This window comes from Variovorax sp. CF079 (assembly GCF_900101545.1).
Lineage (GTDB): Bacteria > Pseudomonadota > Gammaproteobacteria > Burkholderiales > Burkholderiaceae_C > Variovorax.
The window spans coordinates 60,221-80,345 of the sequence record NZ_FMZU01000020.1; the positions used below are offsets into that span (position 1 = coordinate 60,221).

General features: G+C 67.1%; 20 protein-coding genes. 9 read left to right on the top strand and 11 right to left on the bottom strand.

The genetic code is table 11. The features are described from left to right. Position 1 precedes the first annotated feature (1 nt). The 4 genes from clpB to BLS74_RS24780 form a co-directional block, all read right to left on the bottom strand. On the bottom strand, positions 2–2,623 hold the full coding sequence (gene clpB / locus BLS74_RS24765; RefSeq protein ID WP_093109808.1) for an ATP-dependent chaperone ClpB: 2,622 nt from the start codon (positions 2,621–2,623) through the stop codon (positions 2–4). 71 nt (positions 2,624–2,694) lie between these two features. Continuing rightward, on the bottom strand, positions 2,695–3,591 hold the full coding sequence (locus tag BLS74_RS24770) for an alpha/beta hydrolase (protein ID WP_093109809.1): 897 nt from the start codon (positions 3,589–3,591) through the stop codon (positions 2,695–2,697). Positions 3,592–3,595: 4 nt separating this feature from the next. Continuing rightward, entirely contained in the window at positions 3,596–4,576 is a 981-nt protein-coding gene (locus BLS74_RS24775) for a Bug family tripartite tricarboxylate transporter substrate binding protein (RefSeq protein ID WP_244503989.1), read from the bottom strand. A gap of 10 nt (positions 4,577–4,586) precedes the next feature. Then, the gene (locus tag BLS74_RS24780; RefSeq protein ID WP_093109904.1) at positions 4,587–5,501 is read right to left on the bottom strand and encodes a ferritin family protein; all 915 of its coding nucleotides are present in this window, start codon (positions 5,499–5,501) and stop codon (positions 4,587–4,589) included. Between the two features lie 113 nt (positions 5,502–5,614). Between BLS74_RS24780 and BLS74_RS24785 the strand changes: the two genes are divergently transcribed. Together BLS74_RS24785 and BLS74_RS24790 are read left to right on the top strand one after the other, a co-directional pair. Continuing rightward, entirely contained in the window at positions 5,615–6,508 is an 894-nt protein-coding gene (locus BLS74_RS24785) for a LysR family transcriptional regulator (RefSeq protein WP_093109810.1), read from the top strand. 94 nt (positions 6,509–6,602) lie between these two features. Beyond that, positions 6,603–7,601, top strand: coding sequence for a Bug family tripartite tricarboxylate transporter substrate binding protein (locus BLS74_RS24790; RefSeq protein ID WP_093109811.1), 999 nt, complete (start codon positions 6,603–6,605; stop codon positions 7,599–7,601). Positions 7,602–7,704: 103 nt separating this feature from the next. On the opposite strand, the gene BLS74_RS24795 is transcribed toward BLS74_RS24790, so the two are convergent. Next, the gene (locus BLS74_RS24795; RefSeq protein WP_093109812.1) at positions 7,705–8,181 is read right to left on the bottom strand and encodes a molybdenum cofactor biosynthesis protein MoaE; all 477 of its coding nucleotides are present in this window, start codon (positions 8,179–8,181) and stop codon (positions 7,705–7,707) included. Between the two features lie 153 nt (positions 8,182–8,334). On the opposite strand from BLS74_RS24795, the gene dapA reads away from it, so the two are divergent. Then, positions 8,335–9,324 carry a 4-hydroxy-tetrahydrodipicolinate synthase gene (gene dapA, locus BLS74_RS24800; RefSeq protein WP_093109813.1) on the top strand — a complete coding sequence of 330 codons (990 nt, stop codon included), beginning with the start codon at positions 8,335–8,337 and terminating at the stop codon, positions 9,322–9,324. Here dapA and moaD read toward each other — a convergent pair. Genes moaD through BLS74_RS24830 form a run of 6 tightly spaced genes read right to left on the bottom strand, consistent with a single transcriptional unit; the run spans position 9,311 to position 15,358 of the window. Continuing rightward, complete coding sequence (gene moaD / locus BLS74_RS24805; protein ID WP_093109814.1) at positions 9,311–9,562, bottom strand: molybdopterin converting factor subunit 1; 252 nt, start codon at positions 9,560–9,562, stop codon at positions 9,311–9,313. The genes dapA and moaD overlap by 14 nt on opposite strands. A 2-nt stretch (positions 9,563–9,564) precedes the next feature. Further along, positions 9,565–10,812, bottom strand: a complete 1,248-nt coding sequence (gene glp / locus BLS74_RS24810) for a molybdopterin molybdotransferase MoeA (RefSeq protein ID WP_244503990.1) — start codon at positions 10,810–10,812, stop codon at positions 9,565–9,567. After that, positions 10,805–11,350, bottom strand: a complete 546-nt coding sequence (gene mobB, locus BLS74_RS24815; RefSeq protein WP_093109816.1) for a molybdopterin-guanine dinucleotide biosynthesis protein B — start codon at positions 11,348–11,350, stop codon at positions 10,805–10,807. Before mobB ends, glp begins: the two co-directional genes overlap by 8 nt. 15 nt (positions 11,351–11,365) lie before the next feature. Then, positions 11,366–12,781, bottom strand: a complete 1,416-nt coding sequence (thrC, locus tag BLS74_RS24820; RefSeq protein WP_093109817.1) for a threonine synthase — start codon at positions 12,779–12,781, stop codon at positions 11,366–11,368. Further along, the gene (locus tag BLS74_RS24825) at positions 12,781–14,103 is read right to left on the bottom strand and encodes a homoserine dehydrogenase (RefSeq protein ID WP_093109818.1); all 1,323 of its coding nucleotides are present in this window, start codon (positions 14,101–14,103) and stop codon (positions 12,781–12,783) included. The genes thrC and BLS74_RS24825 overlap by 1 nt, the downstream gene beginning before the upstream one ends. Before the next feature lie 28 nt (positions 14,104–14,131). Beyond that, positions 14,132–15,358, bottom strand: a complete 1,227-nt coding sequence (locus BLS74_RS24830; RefSeq protein WP_093109819.1) for a pyridoxal phosphate-dependent aminotransferase — start codon at positions 15,356–15,358, stop codon at positions 14,132–14,134. Between the two features lie 66 nt (positions 15,359–15,424). On the opposite strand from BLS74_RS24830, the gene BLS74_RS24835 reads away from it, so the two are divergent. From BLS74_RS24835 to BLS74_RS24860, 6 genes are all read left to right on the top strand, one after another. After that, entirely contained in the window at positions 15,425–15,811 is a 387-nt protein-coding gene (locus tag BLS74_RS24835) for an Mth938-like domain-containing protein (RefSeq protein ID WP_093109820.1), read from the top strand. 135 nt (positions 15,812–15,946) lie between these two features. Next, the gene (locus BLS74_RS24840) at positions 15,947–16,423 is read left to right on the top strand and encodes a peroxiredoxin (RefSeq protein ID WP_093109821.1); all 477 of its coding nucleotides are present in this window, start codon (positions 15,947–15,949) and stop codon (positions 16,421–16,423) included. A 191-nt stretch (positions 16,424–16,614) separates the two neighbouring features. After that, complete coding sequence (locus tag BLS74_RS24845) at positions 16,615–18,363, top strand: PhoH family protein (RefSeq protein WP_093109822.1); 1,749 nt, start codon at positions 16,615–16,617, stop codon at positions 18,361–18,363. 76 nt (positions 18,364–18,439) lie between these two features. Further along, positions 18,440–18,889, top strand: coding sequence for an EVE domain-containing protein (locus BLS74_RS24850; RefSeq protein ID WP_093109823.1), 450 nt, complete (start codon positions 18,440–18,442; stop codon positions 18,887–18,889). 19 nt (positions 18,890–18,908) lie between these two features. Further along, positions 18,909–19,361, top strand: a complete 453-nt coding sequence (locus BLS74_RS24855; RefSeq protein WP_093109824.1) for a GyrI-like domain-containing protein — start codon at positions 18,909–18,911, stop codon at positions 19,359–19,361. Positions 19,362–19,404: 43 nt separating this feature from the next. Continuing rightward, entirely contained in the window at positions 19,405–20,115 is a 711-nt protein-coding gene (locus BLS74_RS24860; RefSeq protein WP_093109825.1) for a helix-turn-helix transcriptional regulator, read from the top strand. The last annotated feature ends 10 nt before the right edge of the window (positions 20,116–20,125 follow it).

Below are 20,125 nucleotides of genomic sequence, written 5' to 3' on the forward strand. Positions count from 1 at the left end.
GTTAGGCCACGGCCTCCAGGCTTTGTTCCCCGGCCTTGCGGAAGCTGAACTGCCCCGGCGCCTGGATCGGGTCGGTGGTGACGACGATCGTATCCTTCGGCCCGAAGCTGCCGTCGAGCAGCAGCTTCGAGAGCGGGTTCTCGATGCGCTGCTGGATGGCGCGCTTGAGCGGCCGGGCGCCGAACACCGGGTCGAAGCCGACCTTGGCGATCTCCGCCAGCGCCGCCGGCGACACCTCGAGCCCGAGGTCCATCTTGACCAGGCGCTCCTGCAGCACCTTGAGCTGGATGGCCGCGATCGCCTCGATATTCTTGGCGTCGAGCGCATGGAACACCACGGTCTCGTCGATGCGGTTCAGGAACTCGGGGCGGAAGTAGTTCTTCAGCTCGTCCCAGACCGCGTCCTTGATCTCTTCGTTCGGCCGGCCCACCATCGCCTGGATGATCGGCGAGCCGATGTTGCTGGTCATCACGATCACCGTGTTCTTGAAGTTCACGGTGCGGCCCTGGCCGTCGGTCAGGCGGCCGTCGTCAAGCACCTGCAGCAGGATGTTGAAGACGTCAGGATGCGCCTTCTCGACCTCGTCGAGCAGGAGCACGCTGTAAGGCTTGCGGCGCACCGCTTCGGTCAGGTGGCCGCCCTCCTCGTAGCCCACGTAGCCGGGCGGCGCGCCGATCAGGCGCGCGACCGAATGCTTCTCCATGAACTCGCTCATGTCGACGCGGATCAGGTGGTCTTCGCTGTCGAACAGGAAGCCCGCGAGCGCCTTGCACAGCTCGGTCTTGCCCACGCCCGTGGGGCCGAGGAACAGGAAGGAGCCGGTCGGGCGGTTCGGGTCCGCGAGGCCCGAGCGCGAGCGGCGAATCGCGTTGGCGACCGCGCCGATGGCCTCGTCCTGGCCGACCACGCGCTGGTGCAGCTTCTCTTCCATCATGAGCAGCTTGTCGCGCTCGCCTTGCATGAGCTTGGCCACCGGAATGCCGGTGGCGCGCGCCACGACTTCGGCGATCTCCTCGGCGCCGACTTGCGTGCGCAGCAGCGTGGGCGCGCTGGACTTGCCCTTGTTGGCCTCGGTGTCCTGCGCTTCCTTCAGGCGTTTCTCCAGGCCCGGCAGCTTGCCGTACTGCAGCTCGGCGACCTTGTTGAAGTCGCCCTTGCTGGTGAACTCGGCGATCTGGAACTTGATCTTGTCGATCTCCTCGCGGATCTGTGCGCTGCCCTGGGCCTGCGCCTTCTCGGCCTGCCAGATCTCGTCGAGATCCGCGATTTCCTTCTGCAGGCGCTCGATCTCGCCTTCGATCAGCGCCAGGCGCTTCTGCGAGGCCTCGTCCTTTTCGCGCCGCACGGCCTCGCGCTCGATCTGCAGCTGGATCAGGCGGCGATCGAGCCGGTCCATCACCTCGGGCTTGGAGTCCATCTCGATCTTGATCTTGGCCGCGGCCTCGTCGATCAGGTCGATGGCCTTGTCGGGCAGGAAGCGATCGGTGACATAGCGGTCGGACAGCTCCGCCGCGGCGACGATCGCCGGGTCGGTGATGTCGACGCCGTGGTGCACCTCGTACTTTTCCTTCAGGCCGCGCAGGATCGCAACCGTCGCCTCCACGCTGGGCTCGCCCACCAGGATCTTCTGGAAGCGGCGCTCCAGCGCGGCATCCTTCTCGATGTACTTGCGGTATTCGTCGAGCGTGGTGGCGCCCACGCAATGCAGCTCGCCGCGCGCGAGCGCGGGCTTGAGCATGTTGCCGGCGTCCATCGCGCCCTCGGCCTTGCCGGCGCCGACCATGGTGTGCAGCTCGTCGATGAAGACGATGGTCTGGCCCTCGTCCTTCGCGAGCTCGTTGAGCACGGTCTTCAGGCGCTCCTCGAATTCGCCGCGGTACTTGGCGCCGGCGAGCAGCGCCGCCATGTCGAGCGAGAGCACGCGCTTGCCCTTGAGCGACTCGGGCACCTCGCCGGCGACGATGCGCTGCGCCAGGCCTTCGACGATGGCGGTCTTGCCGACACCGGGCTCGCCGATCAGCACGGGATTGTTCTTGGTGCGGCGTTGCAGTACCTGGATGGCGCGGCGGATTTCCTCGTCGCGGCCGATCACCGGATCGAGCTTGCCGAGGCGAGCGCGCTCGGTGAGGTCCAGGCAGTATTTCTTGAGCGCTTCGCGCTGGCCCTCGGCATCGGCGCTGTTCACGCCCTGCCCGCCCCGAACAGCATCGATAGCGGCTTCGACCGATTTGCGCGTCACGCCGTGGCTGCGCGCCAGGTTGCCGATCTCGGCCTTGCTGTCGGCCAGCGCGAGCAGGAAGAGCTCTCCGGCGATGAACTGGTCGTTGCGCTTGATGGCTTCCTTCTCGGTCGCCTGCAGCAGCTTGCCCAGCTCGGGGCCGACCTGAACCTGGTCATGGCCCTGCACCTGCGGCAGCTTCTTGATCGCCGCTTCGGCGGCCTGCAAGAGGCCCGGCACGTTGGCGCCGGCGCGCTCGAGCAAGGCCCGCGGGCCGTCGTCCTGGCGCAGCATGGCCACCAGCAGGTGGACCGGTTCGATATAGGGGTTGTCGTTGCCGAGAGCGAGCGATTGCGCGTCGGCGAGGGCTTCCTGGAATTTGGTTGTGAGTTTGTCTTGGCGCATGAATGACTCCGATTCCCCGGCATGTAGGGGTGGGCGGCACCGAATTCAAGCGGAAAGCAACGACCCTACACCTAAACAGGCAGCGAGGAAAAGAAGTCCATGATCTCGCGCCCCAGCGCCTCTTCGCCGCTGTTGAAGTGGGCCATGACGGACATGTGGTTATGGCCTCGCATCTGCAGAAAACGCGGTGCGCGCCGGCGCGCGTCGGCCAGGCGGTGAGCGAATTCGAGCCCGTAGACATCGAGCAGGGGGTTCTCGAACTCGGCGATCACGATGAAGGCGGGGATGTCGCTCAAGCCCGCAAGGCGCATCGGCGAGCGCGCTGCATAGAGCGAAACGTCGTCGCCGAAGTAGGCACGGACGCCCGGCGCATTGGGGTTCTCGGGCGATTGGTCGGCCTGGAGGCGCGCCGAGACGAGCACTACGGCCCGCGCATGGCATCCGCCCGGCTGCAGATCCGGATCGAATGCGTAGTTCGCCACATGCGTCCCGCCCGCGGAATGGCCGATCAGCATCATGCGGGACGGATCGCCTCCGTAATCCGCCACCTGTGCATGCAGCCAGGCCGTGGCCTGGGCCACGTCGCGCGCACCGCCGGGGTAAGGCGCCTCGGGCGCCAGCCGGTACTCGATATTGACGCCGACGAAGCCCTGCCGCGCGAACCAGTGAAGCACGTTGTCGTAGAGCTCTGCGCTCGTGCACTTGTCGCCGCGCACGAAGGCGCCGCCATGGACGAAGGCCACCACCGGCGCATGCCTCGCGCCGCTCGGGCGAAAAATGTCGAGCACCTGGCGTGCGTGCGTGCCGTAGGCCAGGTTCCGCGCCACCGCCACGCCTTTTTTGGGAGCGCTCGCGAGCAGCGGTGCGTAGGCGTCCTTGACGCGTTGACTGTGCCCTGGGAGATCGAGCGCCCAGCGCGGGCCGATCTCGGCCATCAGCGCGCGCAGGGTTTCGGGACCCTCGATCATTCCGTCATTGCGCGAGCCCCGCGTTCTTGACGACCACCGACCACTTGCCGACTTCGCTGCGCGCAAAAGCGGCGAAGGCGTCGGGCACGGCCTCTTCGGGCTGTGCGCCGAGCTCGTGCAGGCGCTTCTGCATGTCCGGCATCCTGAGCACGGCCGTGATCTCGGCGTTGAGCCGATCGAGCACCGGCTTCGGCAGTCCGGCTGGCGCGAAAACGCCGAACCAGGCTGTGACCTCGTAGCCCGCGAGCCCGCTCTCGATCACGGTCGGCACCTCGGGCAACAAGGCGCTGCGCGTCCTGCCGGTCACTGCCAGCGCGTTGAGCTTGCCGGACTGCACATAGGGCAAGGCCGTGGCCTGCAGATCGAACATCAGCGGCACATGGCCCGCCACCACGTCGTTGAGCGCGGGAGCGCTGCCCTTGTAGGGCACGTGCAGCAGCTTGATGCCGGCGGCCGAGGCCAGCAGCTCGCCGGCCAGGTGGTTGGAGGTTCCGAGCCCGGCCGATGCGTAGCTCAGCTCGCCGGGTCTGGTCTTGGCCTGCGCGACCACATCGGCCACGTTCCTGGCGGCGAAGGACGGATGTGCCACAAGCACGAAGGGAATGGAGGCCAGCGGCGCAACCGGCGTGAAGTCTTTCACCGGCTCGTAGCCGACCTTGTTCATGGCCGGATTGATGGCCTGCGAGCTGACGGTGCCCATCAGCAGCGTGTAGCCGTCGGCTGCGGCAGCCGCGACGAACCTGGCGCCGATGGCGGTGGCCGCACCGGCGCGGTTGTCGACGACCACCGGCTGCCCGAGCCGCTCGGCCAGCTTCTGGCCCACGGTGCGCGCAAGGATGTCGGCCGAGCCGCCGGCCGGGTACGGCACCACCATCGTGACCGGACGCTGCGGATACGCGCCCTGCGCATGAACCGGCGGCGCGAGCGCGACCGCGCCGACGGCCGCCATCAGGCAGCAGCCCAAAGTTTCCATCAGTCGGTTCATGGCTTCGTCCTCAATGCGCCGAAACCGCGGCGCGATCCACTTCGGGCACTTCCGGTATCTCGACGCCGTAGGGCGCGACGTCGGCGCGGATCCGGTCCAGCGCACGCCGGATGATCGCGATCTCCTGGTCGGGATGGGTCGCGCCCAACCCGTGCTCGGCCGCCAGCGCCCGGTTGCGCCCTGCCCGCACCCGCTCGTCGTCAGGCAGGTTGACCACCGCATAGACGCCGTTGAGCAGGCTGCCGCGCAGTTTCTTGGCCACCTTTTCGCCGAGCAGGCGGCGCTCGTCCGCGGACAGCTCGGCAAAGAACCTGCGCATGATGATGCGGCCGAACTGGATGTGCCGCGCCTCGTCGCGCAGGATCAGCTGGCAGGCGGTGCGGATCGACTTGAAGCGCGCGTTCTCGTAGCGCGCCTGCAGCAGCTCGCCCGAGAGCTGCTCGAACAGCGTGTTGACCGCGAGCCCCGCGAAGAAGGACATCGCCTTTTCGTCGCGCTCGTCGTGGAAGCGCGGGATCACCGCCTTGAAGTAGTCGGCGCGCGGCTCGTCCTGGTAGCCAGCCAGCCCGCGCGCGACGAGGAATGAGGCCTCGTGATGGCGCAGCTCCTCCGCGATGAAGTTGACGATGTGCTGCTTGATCTCGAAAGGCTGGTGCGCGAACACGGCGTCGCGCAGCCGTTCGGTGCCGTAGGGAATGGCACCGTGCTCCATCCAGGCGCGCAGGCTCCACCATTCCGCACCGGCTTCTCGCACCTCGGCGGGAAGCTCCGCGTCGCGGAGGTCCGAGAAATCGATCGCGGCCGGATTCCATGCCAGTTCGCGCGATTGTTCGCACAGGCGCCAGACCTCCGGATATTCGATCTCGGACTTGATGGGATACGGGTTCGGAACCGGGGTGAGTTCTTCGAGAAGCGAAGGCTGCATCGTGTGGTCTTTCTCAGTTTCAGCCGCATGCTGCGGCAGCGCGGGTGCTTCGTCCAATACCGTTTGAAGGGGCTGGTGATAGGCTGGAGCGATCACCAATCCTGGAAGCAGCGATGGACCTTCGTCAGCTCCGGCAATTCGTCGCGGTCGCGGAAGAGCGCAGCTTCCGGCGCGCCGCGGAGCGCCTTCACGTGTCGCAGCCGCCTCTGAGCGTGGCCGTGCAGCGGCTCGAAGCCGAGGTAGGCGCAACCCTGCTGGACCGCACCCGCCACCATGTGCGCCTGACCGTGGCCGGCGAGGCCTTCCTGCGCGAAGCGCGGCGTACGCTGGCGCATGCGCAGCTGTCGATCGAGATCGCGCAGCGCGCAGCGGCCGGCAAGCTCGGCACGCTGCGACTGTCCTTCGTGCCCAGCGCCGCGCTGGGCGTGGTGCCGCGGCTCCTGCGCGCCTTTCGCGAGGACTACCCCGACGTCAAGCTGGTGCTGACCGGCGACACCACCTCGCAGCAGGTGGCGGCGCTCCTGAGCGGCGCCATCGACGTCGGCATCGTCGTGCCACCGCTGCACGACGCGGGCGACTTCCGGATCCAGCCCTTCTGCGACCAGGAGCTCACGCTGGCGGTGCCCGACACGCATCCGCTCGCGCAGCAGAAGCGCGTGCAGCTGCGCGACTTGGCCTCGGAGCCTTTCGTCGGTTTTCCCTTCAAGGAAGGGCCCGGCTTCGAGAGCGTGGTGATGGCGGCCTGCCAGGACAGCGGCTTCATACCGAACTTCGTCCAGGTCGCCTCGCAGATGCAGACCATCCTCGCGCTGGTGGGCGGCGGCCTGGGCATCGCGCTGGTGCCGCAGGCCATGCAGGCGGTGCAGACCGAGCACGTGGTCTACCTGCAGGTGCGGCGGCGCAACGCACCGGTCAAGTACGCGCTGGGGCTGGCCTTCCGGCCGTCCAACGGCAACCCGGCGCTGGATGCCTTCATTGCGATGGCGCATCGGCTGCGCCGGCGATGAAAGCGAAGCGCGCTCGTTCAGAATAGCTTCCCTCGAACCCGGGCACGCGTGTTGCTCGCTCGTTCATTCTTTATTCAATCGTCTGGAGTTGCTCATGTTCTGTTCAAGGTGGATTGCCGCTTCCGCGCCGCGCCGGGTCTTCGCGCTCGGGCTCCTGGCCGCGATTGCGGGCTTCTCTGGCTTCGCGCAGGCGCAGCAGGGCACGCCGATCAAGCTGCTGGTCGGCTTTCCTGCCGGCGCCGGCAGCGACGCGATCGCCCGCACGCTGGCCGAGAAGCTCAAGGACCAGCTGGGCGCGCCGGTGGTGGTCGAGAACCGCGCCGGTGCCGGTGGCCAGATCGCCGCGCAGGCCCTCAAGGCCGCCGCACCGGACGGTCACACGCTGTTCCTCTCGCACGACCACAGCATTTCGATCCTGCCGCAGGTGGTGAAGAACGCGGGCTTCAATCCGGCCACCGATTTCGTGCCGGTCGCCGGCTTCGCGACCTTCGCCAACGTGCTCGCGGTATCGGGCGGTACCCCGGCGAAGAACCTGGACGAGTACCTCAAATGGGTGCGCACCCAGCGCGGCGGCAAGGACACCATCGGCGTGCCGGCGCCGGCCTCGATCCCCGAGTTCCTGGTGAAGATGATCGGCACCAAGTACAAGATCGACGTGCAGTCGGCGCCCTACCGCGGCAGCGCGCCGATGACGGCCGACATGCTGGGCAACCAGATCAGCGCCGGCATCGCCTCGGTGCCCGACTTCATCGAGAACCATCGGGCGGGCAAGGTGCGCATCGTCGCCACCATCGGCAGCAAGCGCCAGGCGCTGCTGCCGCAGGTGCCGACCTTTACCGAGCTCGGCTTCGCGAACCTGGAAGACCTGCCCTACTACGGCGTGTTCGCGCCCGTCGGCACGCCGCAGCCGGTCATCGATCGCTTCGGCGATGCCCTGGCCAAGGTGCTGGCCATGCCAGACGTGAAGCAGAAGCTCACCACGATGGGCCTGACGGTCGCCTACGAGCCGCAAGGCCAGTTCGCGGGGCGCGTGCGGAGCTATACGCAGACCTGGGAAGGCATCATCAAGGCCAGCGGCTTCACCCCTCAATAGTGTTGGCCCCCCGGCTTTTCACGCCGCTTTGCGGCGTGTAACTCCACCCCCCAAAGGGGGAGGCGCGGCCCGCCTTGGGGCGGCCCGGCGGCGGCCGCATGACTCAAGCGTTGCTGACGGTGATGCCCCAGCGCGCCAGGGCGGCATCGTCGTCCACGCGCGCATCGACCCAGCGCGCGCCGTCGGGCGTCTGCTCCTTCTTCCAGAACGGCGCCTGCGTCTTGAGGTAGTCCATCAGGAACTCGCAGGCCTGGAAGCTCTGGCCGCGGTGGGCCGAGATCACCGCCACCATCATGATCTGGTCGAGCGGCTGCAAGAGGCCGACGCGATGGATCACGCGCGCGCCGAGGATGTCGAAGCGGCGATGCGCCTCGTCGATCATGGCTTCGATGGATTTCTCGGTCATGCCGGGGTAGTGCTCGAGCTCCATCGAAGCGACCGCATCCCCATCGTTGCGGTCACGCACGGTGCCGATGAAGCTGCAGACCGCTCCGACCCGCTTGTCGTCGCCGCGCAACGCGGCGATCTCGTGCGCGAGGTCGAAATCGCCTGTTTGAATGAAAACGCGTGGGCTGCCCATGGCCGGATTGTGGCACCGCGCTAGACTGCGGCGATGCCTTCCCGCGCCCCGCACCGCCACCCCGCTTCGCCCGAAGCGATGGCCTGCGTGCGCGTGGGCGGCAAAGCCAAAAAACCAGAGCTCGTCTGACCGGAGCTTCGGTTCCGTCGTCGGATGAGCGACGGAACTGCAAGGCTCCAGCTGAAGCTGTTTTCTCGTGTGCGCGCATCCGATGGTGGTTCTTCCATCGGTCGATTCCTGAAGGACATCCGCGTGCACCCCTCTTCTTCCACCCCTGATTTCTCGGGCCTCTGGATCCCGCTCGTGACGCCGTTTCGCAAGGGCGGCACCGTCGACCACGCGGCGCTCGCCGCGCTGGCCGAGCGGCTCGCGTCCACCGGCATTGCCGGCTTCGTGGTCTGCGGCTCGACCGGCGAGGCAGCGGCGCTCGACGGCGACGAACAGCTGGCCGTGCTCGCCACGGTCGCGAAGGCCGCGCCCGCGCTGCCGCGCATCATGGGCATCTCGGGCTACCACCTCGGCAAGACGCTGGACTGGGTGCGCCAGCTGAACGACTTCGGGCTGGCCGGGCTGCTGGTGCCGGCGCCGAGCTACATCCGGCCCTCGCAGGCAGGCCTCCTCGCGTGGTTCGGCGCGATCGCTGAAGCGAGCGCCGTGCCGCTCCTGGTCTACGACATCCCCTACCGCACCGGCGCGACGATCGCACGCGAGACGCTGCTCTCGCTGGCGGCCGACCCGCGCATCCGCGCCATCAAGGACTGTGGCGGCGACTTGGCCAAGACGCGGGCGCTGATCGCCGACGGCCGGCTGCAGGTGCTGGCCGGCGAAGACGCACAGCTCTTCGGCACGCTGGCCGAGGGCGGCGTGGGCGCCATCGCGGCCAGCGCGCATCTGCAGACCGCGCGTTTCGTGCAGGTCGCGCAGCTGTTGCGCGAAGGCCGGCTGGCCGAAGCGCGCGCGCAATGGCAACCGTTGCTGCCCTTGATCGAAGCGCTCTTCGCCGAACCGAACCCCGGACCGTTGAAGGCCGTGCTCGCCAACGAAGGATGGATGCAGGACGAGTTGCGCGCGCCGATGACGCGGGCCGGCAGCGCGCTGCGCGAGCACCTCTTCCGGATGCAGGCCGCGCTCAGCCGCCCGTGACCGGCGGGAAGAAGGCCACTTCCTGGCCTTCGCGCAGCACAGCGCTCTCGGCGCTCATGACCTGGTCGAGCGCCATGCGCACGGCCTTGCCGCGAGCCAGCGCGCTTGAATGGGGCTCGCCGCGCGCGATCAACTCGTCGCGCAGCGCGGCCAGATCGGACGCGCCGGTCTCGACGGTCTCGCTGCCGGTTCCCAGTGCCTCGCGCACCGAGGCGAAATAGCGCACCGTGACTTTCATGTTCAGGCCAGGAGCGATGCGAAGGGAATGAACTGCACGGTGTCGCCGGCCTTGAAGGGCCGGCCCGCCGGCGTGTCGATCACGCCGTCGCCCCAGACCATCGAGGTCAGCACACCGGAGCTCTGGTTGCCGAACAGGTCGAGCCCGCCCGCGGCGTTGCGCCGCGCGCGCAGGAACTCGCGGCGCCGGTCGGCGCGCGGCCAGTCGAAATCGGCACGCATCGCGATCGGCGCCGGCGCCACGCGCGTCGCGCCCTGCAGAGTGAGCAGGAACGGGCGCACGAGCAGCAGGAATGTCAGGAAGCTCGAAACCGGGTTGCCGGGCAGCCCGGTGAGGTGCGCGTCGCCGATGCGGCCGTAGGCGAAGGGCTTGCCCGGCTTCATCGAGAGCGACCACAGGTCGAGCTGGCCCAGCGCCTGCACGGCGGCCTTGATGTGGTCTTCCTCGCCGACCGACACGCCGCCGGTGGTGATGATCACGTCGCTGCGAAGCGACGCGGCGCGCAGGGCCTCGATGGTCGCGTCGCGCCGGTCAGGCACGATGCCCAGATCGTTCACCTCGCAGCCCAGCCGCTGGAGCAGCGCCCGCATGAAGAAGCGGTTGGAGTTGTAGATCGAGCCCGGCTTCATCGCCTCGGGCGCCACCTCGCCGGGCATCACGAGTTCGTCGCCGGTCGACAGCAGCGTGACGCGCGGGCGTTTCGCCACCTGCAACCGGTCGAGGCCGACGCTGGCGGCCAGCCCCAGGCCCGCGGGCGTGAGGCGTTCGCCCCTGGACAGCACCACGTCGCCGGCCGCCACGTCTTCGCCGGCGCGGCGAATCCACCGGCCCGCGGCGGGCACGGTCTCGATGCGCACGCTTCCGAGGCCGCCCTCCTCGGGCAGCGCGCTCGTGTCTTCCTGCATCACGACCGCGTCGGCGCCTTCGGGAATCTGCGCGCCGGTGAAGATACGCGCTGCCGTGCCGGCCGCAAGCGGCGTGCCCACGCTGCCGGCCGGAATGCGCTGCGCCACCCGCAACACCGCGCCGGATGCCGCGCAATCGGCTACGCGCAGCGCGTAGCCGTCCATCGAGCTGTTGTCACGCGGCGGCACGGTGAGTGCCGACACCACGTCCTGCGCGAGCACGCGGCCGTCGGCCTCGAAGGTGGAGACGCTTTCGATGCCGACTTGCGGCGTGGCGGCCGCGAGCAGGCGCGCGAGCGCTTCGTCGAGCGGCATCAGGGGAGGACGTGCGGATGGATCAGCCATGGCGTTCCACCTTGTACTCGAAACGCCCCGCGTTCTGCAGCAGCCAGTCGCCGATGCCATCGACGTCATTCAGGTCGAAGATCGGCAGCTCGGTGGCGGTAGGCAGGCGTTCCGGCGTGTCGGTCGCGATCGCGACGATGTGCGCGTCTTCCACGTAGCGCGCGGGGCGAGCGGCCTCGCCCTCCCCGGGCTCTCGCCAGATCTCGATCTTGAGCAGGTCGCTGTGCTTGAAGCCTTCAACCAGCACCCAGTCGACACGGTCATCGAGCTCGGCCACCAGGTCGTGCACGCTGAGCTGCGTCGGCCGCTCGAACTCGCGGATCAGCGCGAGCCGCTTGTCCGACCCGACCACCACCTCGAAGGCACCGGCTTCGCGATGCCGGAAGGTGTCCTTGCCCGGATGGTCGATGTCGAACTTGTGATGGGCATGCTTGACCACCGAAACGCGCTGGCCGTGCAGCTTGAGCACGGGGATCAGGCGTTCGACCAGCGTGGTCTTGCCCGCGCCCGAGAAGCCGGCGAAGCCGATGACTTTCATGCGCCGCCTTCGCGATCAATCACAGTGCTGGGCAATGTAGGCTTTCACCGCCTCGGCCTCGGCCGGCAGCTTGACGACGCGCTTGGGCAGCGCCTCGATGCCTTCGAAGCGCGCGGGGCGCTCGGGCTCATGGCCCAGTGCCTCGACGATGGTTTCGGCGAACTTGATGGGCAGCGCGGTCTCGAGCACGATCATCGGAATGCCCGGTGCGAGATGCTCGCGGGCGGCCTTGAGGCCATCGGCCGTGTGTGTGTCGATCAGCGTGGCGAAGCGCTTGTCCGTGTCGCGGATGGTCGCGAGCCGATCCGCATGCGTGCTGCGGCTGCTCGCGAAACCGAAGCGTTCGGAAGCCTGCGCGAAGGCCGGGTCGGCGCTCAGGTCGAAGCGGCCGTTGCGGCCGAGCTCGCCTTCGAACAGGCCGCGCGCCTTCGCTGCATCGCGGCCCACGAGATCGAACACGAAGCGCTCGAAGTTGCTGGCCTTGGAGATGTCCATCGAGGGGCTCGAGGTCTCGTGCGTGTCGGCGGCCGAGCGCACGCGGTAGACGCCGGTGCGGAAGAACTCGTCGAGCACGTCGTTCTCGTTGGTCGCGACCACCAGCGTGCGGATCGGCAGGCCCATCGAACGCGCCACGTGGCCGGCGCAGACGTTGCCGAAGTTGCCGGAGGGCACGGCAAAGCTCACCTGCTTTTCGTTGTCCGCCGTCGCTTGAAAGTAGCCGGCGAAGTAATAGACCACCTGCGCCAGGAGGCGCGCCCAGTTGATCGAATTGACGGTGCCGATCCTGTACTTGCGCTTGAAATTCAGGTCGTTCGAGACCGCCTTGACGATGTCCTGGCAGTCGTCGAACACGCCGGCGATCGCGATGTTGTGGATGTTGGCGTCCTGCAGGCTGAACATCTGCGCCTGCTGGAACGGGCTCATGCGGCCGTCGGGCGAGGTCATGAAGACGCGCACGCCCTTCTTGCCGCGCATCGCGTATTCGGCGGCGCTGCCGGTGTCGCCGCTGGTCGCGCCGAGGATGTTGAGCTCCTCGCCGCGGCGCGCGAGTTCGTACTCGAACAGGTTGCCGAGCAGCTGCATCGCCATGTCCTTGAAGGCGAGCGTGGGGCCGTTGGACAGGGCCTCGAGATAGACGCCATCTTCGAGCTCGCGCAGCGGCACGATCTCCGGCGTGCCGAACACCTCGGCGGTGTAGGTCTTGGCGCAGATCGCCTTCAGGTCGGCCGGCGGAATGTCGTCGATGTAGAGCGAGAGCACTTCGAAGACCAGATCGGCGTACGGCAGGCCGCGCCACTTCGCGAGCGTGGCCGCGTCGACCTGCGGGTAGCGCTCGGGCAGGTACAAGCCGCCGTCGGGCGCCAGGCCTTCCAGCAGGATCTCGCAGAAGCGGCGGCGGTCCGGATGGCCGCGCGTGGACAGGTAGCGCATCAGGACAGCTCTTCCTTGCGGATGCGCACGATCGGCGCCAGCACCGTGGGCAGCGCCTGCAGCTGGGCGAGCGCGTCGTCCAGCGTGCCTTCGCGCGTGTCGTGCGTGAGGATGATCAGGTCGGTCTGCGTCGAACCCTCGCCGCCCACCTCGTCGGCTTCGCGCTGCAGCACCGCATCGATGCTGATGCCGGCCGTGGCGAGCAGCCCCGTGACCTGGGCCAGCACGCCGGCCTCGTCGGCGACGCGCAGGCGCAGGTAGTAGCTGGTCACGACCTCGGCCATCGGCAGCACCTTGAGGTCGCTCATGGCGTCGGGATGGAAGGCCAGGTGCGGCACGCGGTGCGCCGCGTCGGCCGTGTGCAGACGGGTGATGTCGACCAGGTCGGCGATCACCGCGCTGGCGGTGGGCTCGCTGCCGGCGCCCTTGCCGTAGTAGAGCGTGGTGCCGACGGCATCGCCGTTGACCACCACGGCGTTCATCGCGCCTTCGACGTTCGCGAGCAGGCGTTTCGAGGGCACGAGACTCGGGTGCACTCGCAGTTCGATGCCCTGCGCCTTCCGCTTGGTGATGCCGAGCAGCTTGATGCGGTAGCCGAGCTGCTCGGCGTACTTGATGTCCTGCGCCGCGAGCTTGGTGATGCCCTCGACATGCGCCCTGTCGAACTGGACCGGGATGCCGAAGGCGATGGCGCTCATCAGCGTGACCTTGTGCGCGGCGTCGACGCCTTCGATGTCGAAGGTCGGGTCGGCTTCGGCGTAACCGAGGCGTTGCGCCTCCTTCAGCACGGTGCCGAAATCGAGGCCCTTGTCGCGCATCTCCGAGAGGATGAAGTTGGTGGTGCCGTTGATGATGCCGGCGATCCACTGGATGCTGTTGGCCGTGAGCCCTTCGCGCAGCGCCTTGATGATCGGGATGCCGCCGGCCACGGCGGCCTCGAAGGCCACCATCACGCCCTTGGCATGGGCGGCCGCGAAGATTTCGGTGCCGTGCACCGCGAGCAGCGCCTTGTTGGCGGTAACCACGTGCTTGCCCGCGGCGATCGCCTCGAGCACCAGTTCCTTCGCGATGCCGTAGCCGCCGATCAGCTCGATCACGATGTCGATGTCGGGGTTGGCGATCACGGCGCGCGCGTCGTTCACGACCTGCACGCCCTCGCCGACGGCGGCCTTGGCGCGCGCCAGGTCGAGGTCGGCGACCATCGTGATCTCGATGCCGCGCCCGGCACGGCGCTTGATTTCTTCCTGGTTGCGCCGCAGCACCTGAAAGGTGCCGCTACCGACCGTGCCGATGCCGAGCAGGCCTACTTGGATGGGTTTCATTCGTTTCGTCTCTTGAGCGATGAGGGCCTCAGGCGGCGGCCCGGTTTCTGTAGCGTTCGAGGAAGTCGGCGATGCGCTGCACCGCTTCGCGCAGGTCTTCCTCATGCGGGAGGAACACGATGCGGAAATGGTCCGGCGTCGCCCAGTTGAAGCCGGTGCCCTGCACCAGCATCACCTTGGTTTCCTTCAGCAGCTCGAGAAAGAACTGCCGGTCGTCGTCGATCGGGTAGACCTTGGGGTCCAGCTTGGGGAACATGTAGAGCGCGGCGTTCGGCTTGACGCAAGTCACCCCGGGGATGGCGGTGATGAGCTCGTAGGCCAGATCGCGCTGGTGGCGCAGGCGGCCGCCGGGCCCCACGAGGTCGTTGATGCTCTGGTAGCCGCCGAGCGCCGTCTGGATCGCCCATTGACCCGGCACGTTGGGACACAGGCGCATGTTCGAAAGCATGTTGAGGCCTTCGATGTAGTCCTGCGCGATCTTCTTGTCGCCCGACACCACGAGCCAGCCGGCGCGGTAGCCGCAGGAGCGGTAGCTCTTCGACAGCGAGTTGAAGGTCAGGGTCAGCACATCCTTCGACAGGCTGGCGATGGCGGTGTGCTTGACGCCGTCGTACAGCACCTTGTCGTAGACCTCGTCGGCAAGGATCACGAGGCCGTGCTCGCGCGCGATCGCGACGATGCTCTTGAGCAACTCGTCCGAATAGAGCGCACCTGTCGGGTTGTTGGGGTTGATGACCACGATGCCCTTGGTCCGGGGCGTGATCTTGGCGCGGATGTCGTCGAGGCTCGGCATCCACCCGTTGTCCTCGTCGCAGAGATAGTGCACCGGCTTGCCGCCCGAAAGGCTCGCGACCGCAGTCCACAGCGGGTAGTCGGGGGCAGGCAGCAGCAGCTCGTCGCCGTCGTTGAGCAGCGCGTTGGCGGCCATCGCGATCAATTCGCTGGCGCCGTTGCCCAGGTAGATGTCGTCGAGCGTCACGCCCGCGATGCCCTGCTTCTGGGTCTCGTGCATCACCGCCTTGCGCGCCGCGAAGATGCCCTTGCTGTCCGAGTAGCCGGACGAGGCCGGCAGGTTGCGGATCATGTCCTGCTGCACCTCTTCGGGCGCATCGAAGCCGAACGGCGCGAGGTTGCCGATATTGAGCTTGATGATCTTCTGGCCCTCTTCCTCCATCTGCTTCGCGGCGTCCATGATCGGGCCGCGGATGTCGTAGAGCACGTTGGCCAGCTTGGCCGATTTCTTGATCGCTTTCAAAGTCCCTCCAAGGGCGTCTGCACGGGGGAAAACCTATAATTTGACCACAGTTCCCCCGGCCTCCCGATGAAGCTCCAGCCCGACAAATCCGACGTCCAGACCCTCACCGCACACGGTCCCGGCTGGGTGGCCGTCAACAACGAGAAGATCGAAAGCAGCGTGGTGATCGGCTCGCGCGGCGAGCGCTTCGCGTGGGACTGCACCCGCTTCGACCAGCTCGGCGCCGAGCATTTCGCGCAGTTGGCCTCGATGGGCGCCGAACTGATCATCTTCGGCAGCGGCGGGCGCATCCGTTTTCCGCAGGCAGCCTGGCTGCAGCCGCTCATGGCGCAGCGCACGGGCGTGGAGACCATGGACACGGCCGCCGCCTGCCGCACCTACAACATCCTCGCGGGCGAAGGCCGTCATGTGGTTGCCGCCCTGCTGGTGGAGAGGCCGGATGACGGCAAGTAGAGGGCGTTTCGGGGTAAAATAGCGGGTTGCAAAGCGGCAGCCCGCCCAGTAAAGCAACGACCAATCCTCCATTTCGAGCGCCTCCAGAGCCAGGAGCGGGCTCGAACATGGAATCAAACGGAGAAAACAAGTTTCATGGCGATCGTTGTCAACAAACCCATTCCCGAATTCGACGCCAACGCCACCGGCGGCATCAAGGTTTCGAACACCTCGCACCTCGGGCACGTGCTGGTGATGTACTTCTATCCCAAGGACAACACGCCCGGTTGCACCACCGAAGCGATGCAGTTCCGCGACCGCTACAAGGATTTCGTGAAAGCCGGCGCCACCGTTTTCGGCGTGTCGCGCGACAACATGAAGTCGCACGACGAGTTCAAGGCCAAGCTCGAGCTCCCTTTCGAGCTGATCGCGGACACCGAAGAAAAGATGTGCCACATGTTCGGCGTGGTCAAGAACAAGATCATGTACGGCAAGAAGGTCAAGGGCATCGAGCGCAGCACCTTTCTGATCGGTGCCGACGGCGTGCTCAAGGCCGAATGGCGCGGCCTCAAGGTCCCAGGCCATGTCGATGACGTGCTCAAAGCAGTCAAGGCGCTCAAGAAGGCCGCCTGATCTCCTGCAAGCGTGTACTTTTGCGCGGTCGCGTTGGCGATGCGCAACGTTCACGGGAGGTGACGCATTCGATGTGCATAATGGTTTCATGCCGTTGAGCTCCACGACCGCATCCCCCGAACAAAGCCGCCCTGGTCTTCAGGCGGCTTTTTCGCTTTCTGGCCTCTTTCTTTTTGCGAGCGAACTGCCCCATGCCCCTGCCTCCCGCACCCACGAAACGCGCCGCATTGCTTTCGCCGGACGCGCACGACGCGCCCGCCCGTTCTTCGCACGGAAGAAACGGCCGCCGCTCGTCCGATCGGCGAACTGAAGAGACCCGGTCCGACGGGCCCCAGCCGCTCGAACTGTTCGACCGTCACGCCGCAGAAGGCGGCGGCAGCATCGAGGCGCCGCCCGTGCCCAAAGTCAGGGCGCTGGCGCCCTCTCCGGCGCCGACCGCGCCGTCGCGCAGCCAGATCGAGAGCCGCCCCGCTCCAGCCCCCGCTGCACCGCAGAACGCGGCGCGCGCCAAGCGCAGCAAACCCAACGGCCCGGCCAAGCTGTTCGTGCTGGACACCAACGTGCTGCTGCACGACCCGATGTGCCTGTTCCGCTTCGAGGAGCACGACATCTTCCTGCCGATGATCGTGCTGGAGGAACTCGACGGCCACAAGAAAGGCACGACCGAAGTCGCGCGCAACGGCCGCCAGACCAGCCGCACCCTCGATGCGCTCGCCGGCACGCAGGGCGCCGACATCGCCAAGGGCCTGAAGCTCGACTCCACCGGCCACCGGGAGTCCGGCGGCAAGCTGTTCTTCCAGACCGCTCCGCTCGACTATTCGCTGCCGACCAGCCTGCCCCAGGGCAAGGCCGACAACCAGATCCTCGGCGTCGTGCAGGCGCTGCGGGATCTCTACGCGCAAGACGCGCCGGGCCGACCGAAGCAAGAAGTGGTACTGGTGTCGAAAGACATCAACATGCGCGTCAAGGCGCGTGCGCTCGGCCTCGCGGCGGACGACTACCAGAACGACAAGACGCTTGAAGACGGCGACCTGCTCTACTCCGGCTCGCTGGCGCTGCCGGCCGATTTCTGGACGCGCCAGAGCAAGACCATCGAAAGCTGGCAGAGCGGCAGCAGCACCTTCTACCGCATCAGCGGCCCGATCGTCCCGAACCTCTACATCAACCAGTTCGTCTACTTCGAGGCGCCCGGCGAGCCGAGCATGTATGCACGGGTCACCGAGATCCGGGACAAGACGGCGGTGCTCAAGACGCTCAAGGATTACGGGTCGATCAAGAATGCCGTCTGGGGCGTGAACACGCGCAACCGCGAGCAGAACTTCGCGATGAACCTGCTGATGGACCCCGAGGTCGACTTCGTCACGCTGACCGGCACCGCCGGCACCGGCAAGACGCTGATGGCGCTGGCATCGGGCCTCACCCAGGTGCTCGACGATCGGCGCTACACCGAGATCATCATGACCCGCGCGACCGTGAGCGTCGGCGAAGACATCGGCTTCCTGCCCGGCACCGAAGAGGAAAAAATGGGGCCCTGGATGGGCGCGCTCGACGACAACCTCGAGTTCCTGGCCAAGGGCGACAGCGGCGGCGCAGGCGAATGGGGCCGCGCGGCCACCAACGAGCTGATTCGCAGCCGCATCAAGATCAAGAGCATGAACTTCATGCGCGGCCGCACCTTCCTGAACAAGTACGTGATCATCGACGAGGCGCAGAACCTGACGCCCAAGCAGATGAAGACGCTGGTCACGCGCGCGGGCCCGGGCACCAAGATCATCTGCATGGGCAACCTGGCGCAGATCGACACACCCTATCTCACAGAAGGCTCCTCCGGCCTGACCTTCGCGGTCGACAAGTTCAAGGGCTGGCCGCACAGCGGGCACATCACGCTGGCGCGCGGCGAACGCTCGCGCCTGGCGGATTTCGCGAGCGACGTGCTGTAGCCGGCCTGCGTTCCTGCGCTTTGCGCGAAGGCTGCTGACAGGACGTTGTCAGTAGCCCCCGCGCAGCATTGGCGGCATGAACCGCAGGAATTGGATCGCCATCGCCAGCGCAGAACATGCACGCCGTGGGCGCGACCACGCCGGCCTGGGCTTCATGCAGGTCGGCCATGGCAAACTCGCGCCCCTCCGGCGCCTCGCGCCGGGTGATCGTGTCGCCTATTACGCGCCCGCCACGGTGCTCCACGGCACCGACAAGCTGCAGAGCTTCGTCTCGATCGGCGTCGTGCAGAAGGGCGAGCCCTACGAAGCGGACATGGGCGGCGGCTTCGTGGCGTGGCGACGCGACGTGGGCTACGTGGCCGCGCAGGAGGCACCGATCCTGCCGCTCATCGACCACCTCGACTTCGTCGAGGACCCGAAGCGCTGGGGCTACAAGCTCCGCTTCGGGCTGCTCGAAGTCAGCGACCACGACATCCACCTGATCGCCGGCGCCATGAACGCCAGCATCAGGGCATTGGACCTTTGATTCAAGAGGAGAAGAAACCATGCAACCCCAGCTCCAACGCCATGACGCGTTCAGCATCGCCGGCCTGACCGTGCGAACCACAAACCGCGAGGAAAACGATCCGCAATCGGCCCGGATCGGGAAGCTCTGGACGCGCTTCTTCGACGAGCGAGCCTATGAAAGGCCGCACCGGATCAACGACATGCGGCTCTACGGCGTCTATTCGGCCTACGAATCCGATGCGCATGGCGCCTTCGACATCACGACCGGCGTGGCCGTCTCGGGCGGCCCGGCGACCGTGCGGATCGAAGCCGGCGATTACCTCGTCTTCAGCGGACAAGGCGAAATGCCGCAGATGGTGCTCGCGGTCTGGCAGTCGATCTGGCAGTATTTCGAGCAGCACCCGGAAATCAAGCGCACCTATCGCAGCGACTTCGAGGCTTACAGCGGCCCCGACCAGGTCGCCATCCACATCGGCGTCAACCTCGACTGACAAAGATTTCGACAAGAAGCCCGTTCGACATTGACCTGCCTGCATGCGCCGCGCCGACCGCCTGTTCCAGATCGTCCAGCTCATCCGCGGGCGACGACTCACGACCGCCGCATTCCTGGGACAGCGCCTGGAAGTGTCGGAACGCACCGTCTACCGCGATGTGGCCGACCTGCAGCGCCAGGGCGTGCCGATCGAAGGGGAAGCCGGCGTCGGCTACCGCTTGGGCGCCGGCTTCGACCTGCCGCCGCTCATGTTCACGCAGGATGAGGCCGCGGCCCTCGTCGCCTCGGCGAGGCTGGCCCAGAGCTCGGTCGATCCCGCCCTGGCGCGCGACATCCAGACCGCGCTCGGCAAGATCCTCTCGGTGCTGCCGCCGGCAGCGCGCGCCTCGGCAGAAAGCCTGGCGCTCTTCGCGCCGGCGTTCTCCATCGACGATGGCACGCGCGCCCGTTTGCAGACGCTGCGCGAAGCGGTGCAGTCGCGCAACAAGCTGAGCATGGACTACCGCGACGTCAGCGGCGCGCCGAGCCAGCGCATCGTGCGGCCGCTCGGCTGTTTCTATTGGGGCCGGGTCTGGACCTTCTCGGCCTGGTGCGAGCTGCGGCAGGACTTTCGAGCCTTCCGGATCGATCGCATCGACCAGGTCGAAGTTCTGCCCGAGCGCTTTCGCGACGAACCCGGCAAGACGCTGGCCGAGATGCTGCGCCGCCTGCAGGAGGACCCGGCGGAACCTCAATCGTCCGGGCTGCGGTAGCGTCCGTCCG

Coding starts and splice junctions, on each gene's coding strand:
- BLS74_RS24785 (WP_093109810.1), top strand. CDS start 5,615: ATGGACCTTCGTCAGCTCCGGCAATTCGTCGCGGTCGCGGAAGAGCGC.
- clpB (WP_093109808.1), bottom strand. CDS start 2,623: ATGCGCCAAGACAAACTCACAACCAAATTCCAGGAAGCCCTCGCCGAC.
- BLS74_RS24770 (WP_093109809.1), bottom strand. CDS start 3,591: ATGATCGAGGGTCCCGAAACCCTGCGCGCGCTGATGGCCGAGATCGGC.
- thrC (WP_093109817.1), bottom strand. CDS start 12,781: ATGCGCTACCTGTCCACGCGCGGCCATCCGGACCGCCGCCGCTTCTGC.
- mobB (WP_093109816.1), bottom strand. CDS start 11,350: ATGAAAGTCATCGGCTTCGCCGGCTTCTCGGGCGCGGGCAAGACCACG.
- dapA (WP_093109813.1), top strand. CDS start 8,335: ATGAGCGACGGAACTGCAAGGCTCCAGCTGAAGCTGTTTTCTCGTGTG.
- BLS74_RS24840 (WP_093109821.1), top strand. CDS start 15,947: ATGGCGATCGTTGTCAACAAACCCATTCCCGAATTCGACGCCAACGCC.
- BLS74_RS24835 (WP_093109820.1), top strand. CDS start 15,425: ATGAAGCTCCAGCCCGACAAATCCGACGTCCAGACCCTCACCGCACAC.
- BLS74_RS24845 (WP_093109822.1), top strand. CDS start 16,615: ATGCCCCTGCCTCCCGCACCCACGAAACGCGCCGCATTGCTTTCGCCG.
- BLS74_RS24855 (WP_093109824.1), top strand. CDS start 18,909: ATGCAACCCCAGCTCCAACGCCATGACGCGTTCAGCATCGCCGGCCTG.
- moaD (WP_093109814.1), bottom strand. CDS start 9,562: ATGAAAGTCACGGTGCGCTATTTCGCCTCGGTGCGCGAGGCACTGGGA.
- glp (WP_244503990.1), bottom strand. CDS start 10,812: ATGGCTGATCCATCCGCACGTCCTCCCCTGATGCCGCTCGACGAAGCG.
- BLS74_RS24860 (WP_093109825.1), top strand. CDS start 19,405: ATGCGCCGCGCCGACCGCCTGTTCCAGATCGTCCAGCTCATCCGCGGG.
- BLS74_RS24825 (WP_093109818.1), bottom strand. CDS start 14,103: ATGAAACCCATCCAAGTAGGCCTGCTCGGCATCGGCACGGTCGGTAGC.
- BLS74_RS24780 (WP_093109904.1), bottom strand. CDS start 5,501: ATGCAGCCTTCGCTTCTCGAAGAACTCACCCCGGTTCCGAACCCGTAT.
- BLS74_RS24850 (WP_093109823.1), top strand. CDS start 18,440: ATGAACCGCAGGAATTGGATCGCCATCGCCAGCGCAGAACATGCACGC.
- BLS74_RS24795 (WP_093109812.1), bottom strand. CDS start 8,181: ATGGGCAGCCCACGCGTTTTCATTCAAACAGGCGATTTCGACCTCGCG.
- BLS74_RS24775 (WP_244503989.1), bottom strand. CDS start 4,576: ATGAACCGACTGATGGAAACTTTGGGCTGCTGCCTGATGGCGGCCGTC.
- BLS74_RS24790 (WP_093109811.1), top strand. CDS start 6,603: ATGTTCTGTTCAAGGTGGATTGCCGCTTCCGCGCCGCGCCGGGTCTTC.